Annotated in this window: 12 protein-coding genes and 1 pseudogene; 7 read left to right on the top strand and 6 right to left on the bottom strand. The window is 60.0% G+C overall.

Annotation, left to right across the window (positions count from 1 at the left end; translation table 11 throughout):
* The first annotated feature begins 50 nt into the window (after window positions 1-50).
* From AC5ZGW_RS39210 to AC5ZGW_RS39200, 3 genes and pseudogenes are all read left to right on the top strand, one after another.
* Window positions 51-1,109, top strand: a complete 1,059-nt coding sequence (locus AC5ZGW_RS39210; RefSeq protein WP_208829495.1) for an AraC family transcriptional regulator — start codon at window positions 51-53, stop codon at window positions 1,107-1,109.
* A gap of 108 nt (window positions 1,110-1,217) precedes the next feature.
* Window positions 1,218-2,744, top strand: coding sequence for an acyl-CoA synthetase (locus AC5ZGW_RS39205; RefSeq protein ID WP_130231659.1), 1,527 nt, complete (start codon window positions 1,218-1,220; stop codon window positions 2,742-2,744).
* Window positions 2,745-2,777: 33 nt separating this feature from the next.
* Window positions 2,778-3,987, top strand: a pseudogene (locus tag AC5ZGW_RS39200) (ABC transporter substrate-binding protein).
* Window positions 3,988-4,204: 217 nt separating this feature from the next.
* On the opposite strand, the gene AC5ZGW_RS39195 reads toward AC5ZGW_RS39200, so the two are convergent.
* On the bottom strand, window positions 4,205-5,386 hold the full coding sequence (locus AC5ZGW_RS39195) for an acyl-CoA dehydrogenase family protein (protein ID WP_165435631.1): 1,182 nt from the start codon (window positions 5,384-5,386) through the stop codon (window positions 4,205-4,207).
* A 198-nt stretch (window positions 5,387-5,584) separates the two neighbouring features.
* On the bottom strand, window positions 5,585-5,827 hold the full coding sequence (locus AC5ZGW_RS39190; RefSeq protein WP_080663596.1) for a GDCCVxC domain-containing (seleno)protein: 243 nt from the start codon (window positions 5,825-5,827) through the stop codon (window positions 5,585-5,587).
* An 815-nt stretch (window positions 5,828-6,642) separates the two neighbouring features.
* Between AC5ZGW_RS39190 and AC5ZGW_RS39185 the strand changes: the two genes are divergently transcribed.
* From AC5ZGW_RS39185 to AC5ZGW_RS39175, 3 genes are all read left to right on the top strand, one after another.
* A complete protein-coding gene (locus tag AC5ZGW_RS39185) occupies window positions 6,643-7,407 on the top strand; it encodes a response regulator transcription factor (RefSeq protein WP_130231309.1) in 765 nt (254 codons plus the stop codon).
* 570 nt (window positions 7,408-7,977) lie between these two features.
* Window positions 7,978-8,559, top strand: coding sequence for a MarR family winged helix-turn-helix transcriptional regulator (locus tag AC5ZGW_RS39180; protein WP_130231305.1), 582 nt, complete (start codon window positions 7,978-7,980; stop codon window positions 8,557-8,559).
* Window positions 8,560-8,922: 363 nt separating this feature from the next.
* Entirely contained in the window at window positions 8,923-10,068 is a 1,146-nt protein-coding gene (locus tag AC5ZGW_RS39175) for a DUF2336 domain-containing protein (protein WP_165435630.1), read from the top strand.
* A gap of 5 nt (window positions 10,069-10,073) precedes the next feature.
* Here the strand turns inward: AC5ZGW_RS39175 and AC5ZGW_RS39170 are convergent, their stop codons facing one another.
* Window positions 10,074-10,415, bottom strand: a complete 342-nt coding sequence (locus tag AC5ZGW_RS39170; RefSeq protein ID WP_130231301.1) for a tRNA-binding protein — start codon at window positions 10,413-10,415, stop codon at window positions 10,074-10,076.
* An 845-nt stretch (window positions 10,416-11,260) separates the two neighbouring features.
* Between AC5ZGW_RS39170 and AC5ZGW_RS39165 the strand changes: the two genes are divergently transcribed.
* The gene (locus AC5ZGW_RS39165; RefSeq protein ID WP_130231802.1) at window positions 11,261-11,851 is read left to right on the top strand and encodes a hypothetical protein; all 591 of its coding nucleotides are present in this window, start codon (window positions 11,261-11,263) and stop codon (window positions 11,849-11,851) included.
* A gap of 379 nt (window positions 11,852-12,230) precedes the next feature.
* Here the strand turns inward: AC5ZGW_RS39165 and vapC are convergent, their stop codons facing one another.
* The 3 genes from vapC to AC5ZGW_RS39150 all read right to left on the bottom strand — a co-directional run.
* Window positions 12,231-12,629 carry a type II toxin-antitoxin system tRNA(fMet)-specific endonuclease VapC gene (gene vapC / locus AC5ZGW_RS39160; RefSeq protein ID WP_130231804.1) on the bottom strand — a complete coding sequence of 133 codons (399 nt, stop codon included), beginning with the start codon at window positions 12,627-12,629 and terminating at the stop codon, window positions 12,231-12,233.
* Window positions 12,629-12,862: a type II toxin-antitoxin system VapB family antitoxin gene (gene vapB / locus AC5ZGW_RS39155; protein ID WP_130231806.1), complete on the bottom strand. Its 234-nt coding sequence runs from the start codon at window positions 12,860-12,862 to the stop codon at window positions 12,629-12,631. The genes vapC and vapB overlap by 1 nt, the downstream gene beginning before the upstream one ends.
* A gap of 82 nt (window positions 12,863-12,944) precedes the next feature.
* Window positions 12,945-13,147: integrase core domain-containing protein (locus AC5ZGW_RS39150; RefSeq protein ID WP_496114068.1), on the bottom strand; the 203-nt coding region annotated here is incomplete at its 5' end.

Genomic DNA, 13,147 nt, shown 5'->3' with positions numbered 1-13,147 from the left:
CCACAGGAATGGTGGCGACGGAACAATCCCGGCGCTAACATGCCAATGCCATGCCGGGAGCTTCCGCCGCACTTCGATCATCACGCGCTGCGCCGTCGCGTTCAGCGATCGATTCCGGCTATGTCGGCCTGGTCCTGAGCGGCGTGCGCGAGGCCGGCTTCGATATCGACCGGCTGTTGGCGCGCGCCGGCATCGCGCCCGAGCAACTCGAGAAGCCGGGCGCCCGGCTGCCGCAGGACCAGTTCGCCCGCCTGATCGCGATCCTGACCCGGGAAACGCGCGACGAACTCTGGCTCTTGTGCAACCGCCCGATCAAGCCCGGCACCTTCCGCATGATGTGCCGGCTATTGATCCGCTCTGCCAATCTGCGGGAGGCGATCCGGATCGGCTGCCAGTTCTATCATCTGGTCGCCGACGATTTCGTGGTGCGGCTGGCGGAAGGCCCGGATGACGCTTCGCTCTACGTCACCGACACCATCGCCCAGCCGAACCGGCGGCGCATGGTCAACGGCGCGATCCTCTTGTTCGCCTATGGGCTGATGTGCTGGCTGGTAGGCCGCCGGCTGCCGCTGATCACCGTTCACTACGTCTTCCCGGAAGAGCCGTTCAGCTCGGAGCTCGAGCCGTTCTATAGGGCGCCGATGCTGTTCGACCAGCCGCGCACCGAAATCCGCTTCGATGCCGAATTGCTCGATCTGCCGATCATGCCCGACGAGGAGCGGCTGCGGCGCTTCCTCGCTTCGATGCCCAATGCGCTCCTGGTGCGCTACCGCGACGACAGCAGCATGGCCGAACGCGTGCGCGGCATTCTCCGCCGCAACCTCAAGCGTCCGTTGTCGTTTGAGGACATCGCCGGGATGCTCGCCGTCTCGCCGCAGACACTGCGCCGCCGCCTGCTCGACGAAGAGAACTGCGGCTTCCAGGACATCAAGGATCGGCTGCGGCGCGACCTGGCCACGCATCTATTGCAGAAGTCCCGCCTGTCGCTGGAAGAAATCGCGGTCTCGCTCGGCTTCTCCGAGCTCAGCACCTTCCATCGCGCGTTCCGGCGGTGGACCGGCGTAACGCCCGGCGAGTTCCGCGAGCGCCGCGGCCCTGCCGCAAAATAGTAGCGTCGGATTCCGCCAATCGGATTGGCATGCGCGGTCATTCAATGATGCAGCCTTGATGCGGATAATCCCGGCAAGGCCGATGTTCTCGGCCAACACGGGGAAGAAATGCCAATCCTGCGCCAATGGGCTGAACGTCATCCCGACAAGACCGCCGCGCTCGTCGCCTTTTCCGACCAGGCGATGACCTATGGCGAGCTCGATCGCCGCGCCAATGCCGTCACGCAGCTCCTGATCTGGATGGGGCTCGCCGCCGGCGACGGCATCGCGATCATGCTCGACAACGACCCGGCCTATTTTGAGCTGATCTGGGGCGCGCGCCGCCACGGCGTCTATTACACGCCGGTCAGCACGCATCTGAAGCCCGAGGAGGCGGCCTATATCGTGCGCGACAGCGGCGCCAAGCTGTTCTTCGTCGCCGCGCGTTTTGCGGACGCGGTCCAGGCGCTGCTCGCCGACAATCCGCACCGGTCCGCGGTCTACGCACTCGGCGGCGCGTTGGATGGCAGCTTTGACTATGGCGCGGAGCTTGCCCGCTTCGATCGCCTGATCGAGATTCCCGACGGCCCCGTCGGCAAGGATTTCTTCTATTCCTCAGGCACGACCGGCAGGCCCAAAGGCATCAAGCAGCCGCTGTTCGCCAATCTTCGTCAGGCGCAGGCCTCCGGCGACTGGGTGCGCGACAATTTCGGCTTCGCGGAGGATACGGTCTATCTCTCTCCGGCACCACTGTACCATGGCGCGCCGCTTCGCTTCACCATGCGCACGCTGGAGAGCGGCGGCACCGCCGTGATCATGAAGAAGTTCGTACCGGAGCAGGCGCTGGCCGCGATCGAGCATTACCGCGTCACCCACAGCCAGTGGGTGCCGACGATGTTCTTCCGCCTGCTCGCGCTGCCTGACGAGATACGCGCCCGCTACGATCTCGCCTCGCATCGCTGCGCGATCCACGCCGCCGCGCCCTGTCCGCCCGAGCTGAAGGAGCGGATGATCGAGTGGTGGGGGCCGATCGTCTGGGAATATTACGCGGGCTCGGAGCGCAACGGCGCCACCTGCATCTCCACCGCGGACTGGCTGACCCATCGCGGCTCGGTCGGGCGCGCCTGCGTCGGCACTATCCATATCCTCGACGAAGCGCAGAGCGAGCTCGGCCCCGGCGAGATCGGCGACGTCTATTTCGACGGCCCGCAATTCGTCTACCACAACGATCCCGAAAAGACCGCGCGCTCGCGAAACGCCAAGGGCTGGTCGACCATCGGCGATGTCGGCTATCTCGATCACGACGGCTATCTCTATCTGACCGACCGCCGCTCGCACATGATCATCTCCGGCGGCGTCAATATCTATCCCGCCGAGATCGAGAATCGCCTGGCGCTGCATCCCGATGTGGCCGATGTCGCCGTGTTCGGAATCCCCAATCCGGAGTATGGCGAGGAGGTCAAGGCCGTGGTGCAGCTCAGGGAGCCGTCGAAGGCATCATCGGCGCTTGCGACTGAGCTGATGGCGTTCTGCCGGGACGGCCTGTCGCACGTCAAATGCCCGCGCTCGATCGATTTCGCGGCCGAGCTGCCGCGGCAGGAGAACGGCAAGCTGTTCAAGCACGTGCTGAAGCAGCGCTATCTGCAGCCGGCCTAACCGGATCATCAACAACGAAGACAGGAATAGAGCATGAAGAAGCTCATGGTGGCGACCTGTGCGATCGCATGGGCGGGGTTGTCGTTCTCCGCATTCGCTCAGGAGAAGAACTACGGACCAGGCGTGACCGATACCGAGGTCAAGATCGGCCAGACCATGCCGTATAGCGGCCCGGCGTCGAGCTTCGCGGCGATCGGCCGCGCGATGACCGCTTACTTCCAGAAGGTGAATGCGGAAGGCGGCGTCAACGGCCGCAAGATCAACCTAGTCTCGCTCGACGACGGTTATAGCCCACCCAAAGCCGTCGAGCAGACGCGGCGATTGGTCGAGAGCGAGGAGGTGCTCGCGATCGTCGGCACCTTCGGTTCGCCGACCAACTTCGCAACGCAAAAATATCTGAACGCCAAGAAGGTGCCCGGCCTGTTCCTCGGCACCGGCGCCAACCGCGTCTCCGAGCCCGCGACCTATCCGTGGTCGATGGGTTGGCAGCCGAACAACCATGCCAAGGGTGATCTACGCCAAATACCTCCTCAAGGAGCGGCCCAATGCGAAGGTCGCGGTGCTGTTCCAGAACGACGATTTCGGCCGCGACTACGTCAAGGGCTTTCGCGACGGGCTTGGCGACAAGGCCGCGACGACGATCGTCAAGGAGCTCAGCTACGAGATTGCCGAGCCGACCATCGACTCGCAGATCCTGATCCTGAAAGCGACCGGCGCCGACGTGTTCCTCGACATTTCGACGCCGAAATTCTCCGCGCAGGCGATCAAGAAGATGGCGGAAACGAAGTGGGATGCGCTGCACCTGCTCAGCGATGCCGCCGGCTCGATCTCCAGCACGCTGGCGCCGGCGGGGCTGGAGAATTCCAAGGGCGTCATCACCGTTGCCTTCCGCAAGGATCCGAACGATGCGGCATGGGGCGACGATGCCGGCGTGAAGGAATATCTCGCCTTCATGAAGCAGTACATGCCCGAAGCCAATCCGTCCGAGACCTATCACGTGTTCGGCTACGCGACGGCGCAGACCTTCGTTCACGTCTTGAAGAATTGCGGCGACGACCTGACGCGCGAGAACCTGATGAAGCAGGCGACCAGCATCAAGGATCTCGTCCTCCCGATCATGCTTCCCGGCATCAAGCTCAACACCACCCCCACGCGCTACACGCCGATGAGCCAGGAACAATTGATGCAGTTCGACGGCGTGAAATGGAAGCCGATCGGCGAGGTGATCGACGCGGAGAAGTGAGAGCGCGGTCTCGGGAATTTTACCTCGCCCCGCTTGCGGGGAGAGGTCGGAATTCGAGCGCAGCTTGAATTCCGGGTGAGGGGGTGCCTCCGCAAGCTCGTCTCAAACCGTCTTCGTGGAGATAGCCCCTCACCCTACCCTCTCAGAGCGAGCTCCGCTCGTCTCGGCCCCGTGAAGAACGGGGAGAGGGAGGCGCAGGGCACTTGCGCTCTTCAGTCTATTCACACTCGCGCAGCACCTCCCGCGCGATGGTCATCTTCATCACTTCGGTGGTGCCTTCCGCGACCTGCGCGATGCGGCTCTGGAAATAGAGCTGGCCGAAGCGGTTTTCCCTGAGCACGCCGAGCCCGCCATGGATCTGGATGGCGCGATCGATGACCCGGCAGGCCGCGAGCGGCGCGAAGCATTTCACCATCGCGGCTTCCTTGCGTGCATCGAGGCCACGATCGAGCATCCAGGCGGTCTTGTAGACCATCAGCCGCGACTGCTCGAGGTCCATCTCCGATTCCGCCAGCATCCATTGAATGGCCTGCCGTTCCGCGAGCGGTTTGCCGAACGTCTCGCGCTCACGCGCCCGTTTCGCGGCCTGCGTCTGCGCCCAGCGCGCGGTGCCGGTGAGGCGCGCACCGATCACGGTGCGGTTGCGGTTGAGCTGGTCCATCATGTAGCGGAAGCCCATGCCCTCCGCGCCCAGCATGTTCTTCGCTGGGACCACGCAATCCTTGTACTGGTAGTCGCAGCTCCGGCCGAGATAGGTGCCCGGCGCCATGGTCTCGTATTCGCGCAGCACCGACACGCCGGGATTGGGATAGTCGACCAGGAACAGGCTGATCCCCTCATAGCCCTTGGTCGGATCGGTCACGGCGTAGCAGAGCAGATATTTCGGCGTGATGGCAGGATGGTTCGGCGGCGGCGCCCAGCGCTTGATGCCGTTGATGATGTAATTGTCACCGTCACGAACGGCGGTGGTCTTTATCCCGGCCGCGTCGGAGCCCGCGCCCGGCTCCGAGATGTTGATGTGGTAGAACTTGTCCTCTTTCAGGATCGGATAGAGATACGCTTCCTTCTGCCATTCCGGCGCGACGTGAAGCGCGGGATGCGGATCGAGAAAGCCCGACCAGGTCGCGAGCAGGCCATGCATCACGGGCGACCTTACGATCTCCTCGTAGACCAGGCACTTCGCGACCGTGCCTAATCCCTGCCCGCCGGCTTCCTTCGGCACCGCCAATCCCCTGAAGCCGTATTCGCGGAATTTCCGCACCACGCCCATGAAGATGTCGTGCGGCACGGCGTAGTCGTCCGTTCCCCAGTCATCCTCGAGCGGGCGGCAGACTTCCTCCACAAAGGCAGCGGCCCGCGCCTTGATGTCGCGTTGTTCCCTGGACAGTTCAAAATCCACTGTGATCTCCAACCCTTGTTTTGCAAGGCTGGAGACTAGGTCGGCTGCGTCAGGGCGATTATGGCGTGGAGAGCCAATCTGGTTGGCTGATTGCATCAGGCCGGGAAACCTTGCTGGCTTCGTCCTTCGCGTCGCTCGATGACGCCGCGGTGTTTAGCGCGCGGAACTCGCGAAACAGGTCGGCAGCTCCCCAGTTGCTCAGCCATCTCTGGCTGAGCAAGCGCAAGTCGATGCTCCACGGCTGGCCTGAACCGGCGGGCATGGCACCGTGCCATAGGAACAAAAAACGCAGCAATCGCCTGGCTTGGGCTTCAGGTGAGCACCGCATGCCTTGCAATCGTAGAAGAACCTGCAAGCATCTAGCGGCATGATTTCCATCTGACGATATCCGCAGTGTGGGCATGTGACGATGGATTGCAGAATAAGTGAGTTGTCCTGCATCGCCGCATCCCGCCAGAAGTAGTCTCGAAATCAGCGCCATGAGTATAGCGCCGATACGGCCTCGAGGGGACGAAAACGAGATTGCGGATGACGCGGGAACGGACGGTGCCCCGCAAGGTCGCTTCTCCCGAGCAGAATCCGACCAGTTAGATTTTGTCTAATCGGCGCGATGACGTCTGCGTCGTCGTGCCATGTGGCAGGTTCCGTGGCGACAACCTGCCAAGCGTCACTTTCAGGCCAGCAATGGACAATGCTTGATCTTGGCGCGGCGGGATTCATGATTGCGCCTTCCGATAGCTCCAGCTCTTGAGCAAAGTAGCATTGCTACAAAATCATCTAATGATTGCTTCAAAACTAATTGCTTCAATAATCTCAAAACAAATGGTCGGCCTGCGTACCAACTACTCTCGGGGCAAGCTTGATTGCATTTCTGCATTTTGCCAACGTCAGGACGAGCGATTCACGTCGCTTATCTAAAAGAACGGCAAATTTTTGGAGCGCTCAGCATGACAAAGGCGCTCCGACACAACTGACATAGCCGTTCTGCATTCGGGGTGACCACCTATGTCTTGGGGGCACCTTCACGATTGTGTGCGTGTGCGTTTGTGGCGTCTCGTCGAGTCCGAACCTCAAAAACATAAATCCACGACGCGCTGAGCTCACGCTACAACCGCTGAATCTGCAAGTGACTCATCCGGAAAAGAAAGAACTGCGTGCGCAGGGCAATCTCTGCTCGCGCTGTCAGCATCACCACGGCACACGGCACACGCCAAACGAAAAAATTCAACAGGCTAGGCGAATGGGGCAAATACCGCATGTACGTGATCATCGATGATCGAGAGAACGTTGCCACCGGCTACATCGGCGGTTTCGATCGTGAAGGCATTTCTTCTGTTGGATTTTCGCCAACGGAGTTCCTTGAGTGGCTGGAATCTGCGGGCGACGATGAGCTGTCGGCCATTGACGCTTTTCTTCTTGGAGATTGTGATACTCGCGCCACCTTGCCTCGCACTGTCCGCAAGCGCTGCCGTGCACCGATCATCGCGCTCAGCAACCAGAGAATGCTCAAGCACACGGTCGAGCTCTTTGAAGCTGGCGTGGATGATGTCGTCCATATTCCAGTCCACCCACGCGAGATCCTGGCAAGAACTGCCGCGATCTCCCGCCGCAGCCTCGGAATATCGACCCATGGCAAGCAAAGTGCGATTCGAGTCTTCTTTGACGGGAGAGATCCGGAAATTGGAGGAGCAGTGATGATGCTGCCGCGTCGCGAGCTCCGCATCCTGGAACACATGGTTGGTCAGCAAGGAAAATGGCTGACCAAAACGCAGATCTTCAATGCGGTTTATGGGATCTTCGAGTCAACGTTCGATGAAAACGTGATCGAAAGTCACGTCAGCAAGCTGCGCAAGAAGCTGCGTGACCGTCTCGGCTACGACCCGATCGTCTCGAGGCGATATATCGGCTACCGGCTCGATTCCTCCACAGGAGCGCCCGAAGACGATGCGACGCGAGATCTCCAAACCCTTGGCATCCTGGCCAAGCAAGCACCATCGAGGCCACGCCCCATCTTCACTTGAGAGAACGGGATCATCATTCAGAACAGGTAACGCATCGCCACGAACAACGACCGCGTGGCGTCTGTGCAGATTTGGTAACGAGCTAGCGCATGCCTGCCCGTCACGGCAGCAGGCGCAGCCATCCCATGCCGGATAACGGGTTTGCGCGACGCGCAGGCCCGCCGCTTACGTGTTGGCATCGCGTACCGCCTCGACAATGCTCTCGATAGAGCAGCACGATTTGTCGAATCCCGCGAGAATCCTCTGGAGACGCTTCGAAACGTGAAAATCATTCTTCGAATGCATCGCTGAACCTTTCGCCTTGTGACAGCGACAATGTCGTTGTCACTGACGATCCAGATTGCGTTGCTGCGGTGTGTAGTCCGATCCAATCGGGGGATGATTAATGAAGTCAGTGTTGCTTGCGGGGAAATTCAAACGATCAGCAGACAATTTCTTAATGGCCGACGCATTAGTGGGCTAAACGACATGCAGTTGAGTTGAACCTCGAACCAAAGCGCTAGCGAATCAGGGCGCTAATGAGGTGCACGCCGAGAAACTGCTCGCAAAATTTTTTGAATTGGGTCGATCATGACGTTAGCACGCGAGACGGTTGAATTATTGGTTCAGACGGCGAGAATTTGGCACTTCGAAGGTAGTCGGCACGGGCTGCGCGATCGCGAATGGATGGCCCTGCGTTTTCTTGCTCGCGCGAATCAGTTCTCACGGACTCCGTCGGCATTGGCCACTTTTGTCGGCACTACCAGGGGCACCGCATCTCAAATCGTCAAGGTGCTCGAAAGAAAGGGATTCCTCGTTCGCAAACCTGCTGCGGAAGACAAACGCTCGGTGATCCTTTATGTGACCGCGCAGGGTGAGAAATTTCTCGGGCATGATCCGGTCAATGTACTCGTAAAGGCGATAGGCGTGCTCAGCGTCGATCGCCAGACCAGCTCACGCGATGCGCTCCGCCAGGTGCTCGACTGGTTGGATATTACCCAGCAACGACATCATGCGGACATTTGCAGGGAGTGCACGTTCTTGACGGAGAATAGTGCCGACGGCGCGACAGGCAACGCCTGCCCACAATTCACATGCCGCTTCTTTCGCGCAGCGATCACAGCGGACGAAACTATGCTGCTATGCGCGACCTTCGAGCGCGGCCGGCGATAGATTCATCCGACGCTGGCGCTACGGACGTCCGCCAAAGCGTGATGACTTTTCTTCGAATCGTCATCCCGCTTTAGCTCTTTTTGTTTGAGCATGATCTCCGCGCAAACGCTTCGCGTTTGTCGCGAGGGAAAACCGGTGTCCACTTTTCCGGGTCATGCTCTATTTCGTTTCGTGATGCTGTATGCCGAGAGAGCAGGCGAAGCGCACGGCAGCTTCGAGCTGCAACCAGACGATTACTGGAATGCCGACAATTTTAATCATCTATGAGGCAGCTCGAATCAACAATCTTCATTGCCCGCATGATAGCTCGTCGCCATCAACTCCTCGCCGCCAAAGGCGAACGTGCCGACGAGACCCATGATCATGACGACGTTCTACTCGTTAATCAATGAAGTGCAAAACACGACGACATCCGGGTCGACGAAACGGCAACTAAGGGCTCTCACCCGCATTACGGACTTGTTCCTTGCCGGGTCTGGTCGCTACTCCAAACAACAGATCAAACTGTTTGACGAGATATTCAAAACACTCGTTGCCGTGATCGAGTTGAAGACCCGCGTCAGGCTGGCTCGCCATCTCGCGACTGACTCGAATGCGCCGGCAACGCTGGTCAGGGCACTTGCATCGGATGATGCTGTTGCCGTGGCGGCTCCGGTTCTCAGTCAGTCGGATGCCCTTAGCGAGTCCGATCTTGTTGCCTGCGCCAGCACCCAAGGTCAGGGCCACCTTCACGCAATCGCGCAACGTCGAACAATCAGCGAGGCGATCACGGAGCTGCTGATTCTGCGCGGCGAAGCCGGCGTGGTCCATGCGGTTGCGAGCAACCCGGGCGCCCGCTTTTCGGATGGCAGCTTCGGCGAGCTCGTCGCGCGATCGAGCGAAGATACCCAGCTTGCCCTCCATGTCGGGACGCGGCATGACATCCCCAGACATCATTTCCTGAAGCTTATGGAAACTGCCTCGGCTTCCGTACGCAACAAGATCGCCGCGGCAAACCCGCAATTTTCCGACGCCGTGCATGACGCCGTGACAGAGGTCATCGACGACATAAATCTGGAGGTCCGCAATCAGTCTCCGGATCACGCGCGGGCAAGGAAGAAGGTAAAGCGCCGCAAATACTGGAAGGAGCTCGGAGAAGCGGATGTTCACGCGGCTGCCCGAGCGCAGGATTTTGAAACGGCTGTGATGGCGTTGTCCGTCCTTGCAGCCTGCCCCATCGAACTGGTCGAACGGGCGGTTCTCAACGACAATCCTGGCACCGTGCAACTTGTCGCAAAAGCCGGCGGATGTTCCTGGGCAACGGCCAAGGCTTTGCTGCTGATGAGAGTAGCGGACCGCAGGCTAAGCAAGATCGACCTTGATCAAGCGCGAGAAAACTTCGAGCGGATCGAGCTCCGAACGGCGAGACGAGTGCTTGAGTTCTACAAGGCACGCCGTGACGCGCGCACAAGCGAAAGCCATCCCATCGCGCCGAGCGAATCCGGCTCCCTAGCGGTCGCCATGATATAGGTCCGCTAGAACAGGCGCCCGCCATTCGGAACTGGCCGCTCAGGCGCAACGAGCACCACACGGCCTTGTTCATCGGGAAAGCCCAGCGTCAGCACCTCCGAGAGGAATGGGCCGATCCTGCGCGGCAGCAGATTGACCACGCAGGTCACCTGCCGACCAATCAATGACTCGGCGGAATACAGCTCGGTAAGCTGCGCGCTGGACCGCTTCGTTCCAACCTCGGGGCCGAGATCAATCGTCAGTTTCCACGCCGGCTTCCGCGCTTCCGGAAAATCAGCCACGTCAACGATCGTGCCGACCCTGATGTCGATGGCCAGGAACTCGTCGATCCCGATCGTTTGCGTCATGTAAAGCTCGCGCGGCAATGGCGTTTCCCGCGCGCATCCCGCAGGGGATCCCAGCCGTTCCCGTTGATGGCGGAGAGGGAGGGACTCCCGGAGCCCGGCAAGAAATGCTGAAAAAACGGGGCTTTTTCACCAGTGCGCGAAACTGCTCTGTACCAATGAATGGTACCAACTTCGTCCCCCAGGGGCAATTCCCTTCAGCGAATCCTTGGCGGCGGAGCAAGGCCTGGGCTCACGCAACGGAGCAGGAAAGCGGCCGGCCGCCTCCCCCCGCCCCGACCGTGCAATTGCAGCCAAACCCGGATCGGCTGGGCAAGCGGGCCGGATCGCTCAGCCAACCCTTCGTCATGAGGGGCAGCCGCTGGAGAGGACGCTGCGAATCCTTGCGACCTGTAGGCGCCCCGCCCCGCCACTCCGACCACCGATGTCCGCGCCGGGGCGTTAGCCTTCCCGACAGCTAAGCTCTCCTCTGAGACATATCGGCCCCGGAGTACCCCTACAGCCGACAGCGACGCCAGCATTTCTGACGGGGGTATGCGCGCATAGGTTTCATACCAACATGCAACATGGAGCCGACCCAGCGCTGGAGGGCGCAATGGCGCTCGTTGCGGTGACGCATAACTATCCCCCGGACGCCGAGAGGCGCGATCAGTCCAGCGATGCCATGCCACGCAACGCGCGCGCATTCATGGGCGTAGCTTCGGGTCGGGTTGACCATCTGTGCGTCGTGCTCGCGATCTTCGGTTGTGACCTAACTAGTGCGACATAGCGACGTTACGCCTGACCGCTGTTATGGATATATTTGCTGCTACTGATCCTTGCCGCGACGACCTGCCTCCGGTTGCACCATGTTCGACGCTGACCCTAAAGCCAGAGCCGATCTAAGGGCCGGGACCCTTTATGCGATAGCGGGCGAAACCGCCTGGATCTACTACGGCCAGGTGACACTGGATAAGGCCATCGGCTTCTTCAGACGTCGGGAGCACAATTTGGCGGAGCCGGAAGGTATCTTATCATCGAACGTGATGGCCACAGTCGTAGTTGCCCATCCATCCATAGGCCAAGCATTGAGGTCCGGTCGATGGAAGAAGCTGGGCCGTTTCCCGCTGCACAAAGATCTGCAAAAGATACGCTATTCAGTTCAGTGGCCGGTAGGAACTTTGAACGTAACGGTATGGGCAGGCGGCAAGCCGAGATATGATACGCGTGTCGAAGACCCCGCGATCCAGAACATGGAGATTGTCGCTGCCTGGGACGCGGAGTATCACATTCCATCACGCCTCACTGCCGACTTCGGAGAAGAAGAAGCTAAATGGCACATCGGCGGACCAATCTGGCGCGAGCGGAAGGTCAAGGAGGAAACAGCGAGACGTTTTCCTGATCACCCGTGGAACAGGCTGCCCGAGGATTGGGTGCCGACTGACAGCGACCAAGGGTAGAAAGCGTCGAGTTGCTAATTCGGTACCCAGCGGCCGAATCTGACCCGTAGCTAACGGTGCCCTCGACCTCTGTAAGGTCGGTTCGTCGGCCTAAAGTGGACATCGCTGAGATCATCATCATCATCGTCCCTGACACATCAACATCCGAAATAAAAGCCCGCCATCGCTGGCGGGGCATAATGTGTTTCAGGTAAGGGACCTACTTTGCCCCGATTAGGGGACCAACTTATAGGGGACCAACTTTGCCCACGGCTGCAGGCTTGCGCCGCGAGGGGCTTTTAAGCGGCGCCAGACTGACGGGTGCATCTGATGCGACGTGAAGGCCGCGCGCCTTGCGCAGGGCACTTGCGTGCGCAAAATCTGACCTTCCTGTCCTCAGTCAGACCCAGTTCTCGACTCTGACCCCCGGCATGCGAGCAAACTCGCGCATGTTGTTGGTGACGATGATCAGTCCCTCGCTGCGAGCATGACCGCCGATCTGCATATCGTGCGGACCACAGGGCGTTCCCGCCCGCTCAAGTTCCGCCCGGACCTGACCGTAGTGCGCGGCCGCCTTGTCAGCAAATGGCAGCACATCAAGACGCGCCACGAAATGTTCGATGGCCGTTAGATTGTCGGCGCGGCGCGCGGACTTCTCGGCGCCATAGTGCAACTCGCCGAGCGTGATGCTTGAGATGCAGAGTTGCTCGGCCAGCCCATTGAATTTTTCGCGCAGGTCCGGCGGATAGTTCTTCATGACGTAGATGCAGATGTTGGTGTCGAGCATGTAGGTGAGCATCAGAGCGGCTCGCGCTCCTCGGCTTCCGGCTGTCTACGTTCGACCATGAAATCCTCGCTGACGCGCGGTCCGTTCTGAAACAGATCATCCCACCGTTTGCCTTGAGGCACGATCATACGGCTGCGGCCGATCTTCAGGATGTCGACCTGATGCACATCCTCAGGAAAGGCAACTGCCTTGGGCAGGCGGACGGCTTGGCTGCGATTACTGATGAACACCGTCGAGGTCGTCATGATGCCTCCTATGTATATCCAAGCGGGATATACATAAACCGACCTTAGTATTTTGACAAGGCCGCCTGTGTGTACCGAACACCTAAAGCCGGACATAGTGGTGATGGAGTCCGCGGAGAATGGGGAACGATTTGATGCTTCCGGTCCGCTGAACCGGGCGAGAAACCGGCGCATCTTTGTCCAACGACCGATGCGTTCTGACACGATTGTAATAGTCGGCGTAGGATTGCAGAACCCGACGCAAATGCACCTCGCCCAGGACAATGATGTGGTCCAAACACTCGC

It is taken from the genome of Bradyrhizobium sp. Crot121, assembly GCF_059512385.1.
Note: the sequence above shows the minus strand (reverse complement) of the source record. Positions and strands in the feature narration are given on the sequence as shown.

Coding starts and splice junctions, on each gene's coding strand:
- AC5ZGW_RS39190 (WP_080663596.1), bottom strand. CDS start 5,827: ATGCAGGACAACTCACTTATTCTGCAATCCATCGTCACATGCCCACAC.
- AC5ZGW_RS39165 (WP_130231802.1), top strand. CDS start 11,261: ATGTTCGACGCTGACCCTAAAGCCAGAGCCGATCTAAGGGCCGGGACC.
- AC5ZGW_RS39175 (WP_165435630.1), top strand. CDS start 8,923: ATGACGACGTTCTACTCGTTAATCAATGAAGTGCAAAACACGACGACA.
- vapB (WP_130231806.1), bottom strand. CDS start 12,862: ATGACGACCTCGACGGTGTTCATCAGTAATCGCAGCCAAGCCGTCCGC.
- AC5ZGW_RS39205 (WP_130231659.1), top strand. CDS start 1,218: ATGCCAATCCTGCGCCAATGGGCTGAACGTCATCCCGACAAGACCGCC.
- AC5ZGW_RS39170 (WP_130231301.1), bottom strand. CDS start 10,415: ATGACGCAAACGATCGGGATCGACGAGTTCCTGGCCATCGACATCAGG.
- AC5ZGW_RS39210 (WP_208829495.1), top strand. CDS start 51: ATGCCGGGAGCTTCCGCCGCACTTCGATCATCACGCGCTGCGCCGTCG.
- AC5ZGW_RS39185 (WP_130231309.1), top strand. CDS start 6,643: ATGTACGTGATCATCGATGATCGAGAGAACGTTGCCACCGGCTACATC.
- AC5ZGW_RS39180 (WP_130231305.1), top strand. CDS start 7,978: ATGACGTTAGCACGCGAGACGGTTGAATTATTGGTTCAGACGGCGAGA.
- vapC (WP_130231804.1), bottom strand. CDS start 12,629: ATGCTCACCTACATGCTCGACACCAACATCTGCATCTACGTCATGAAG.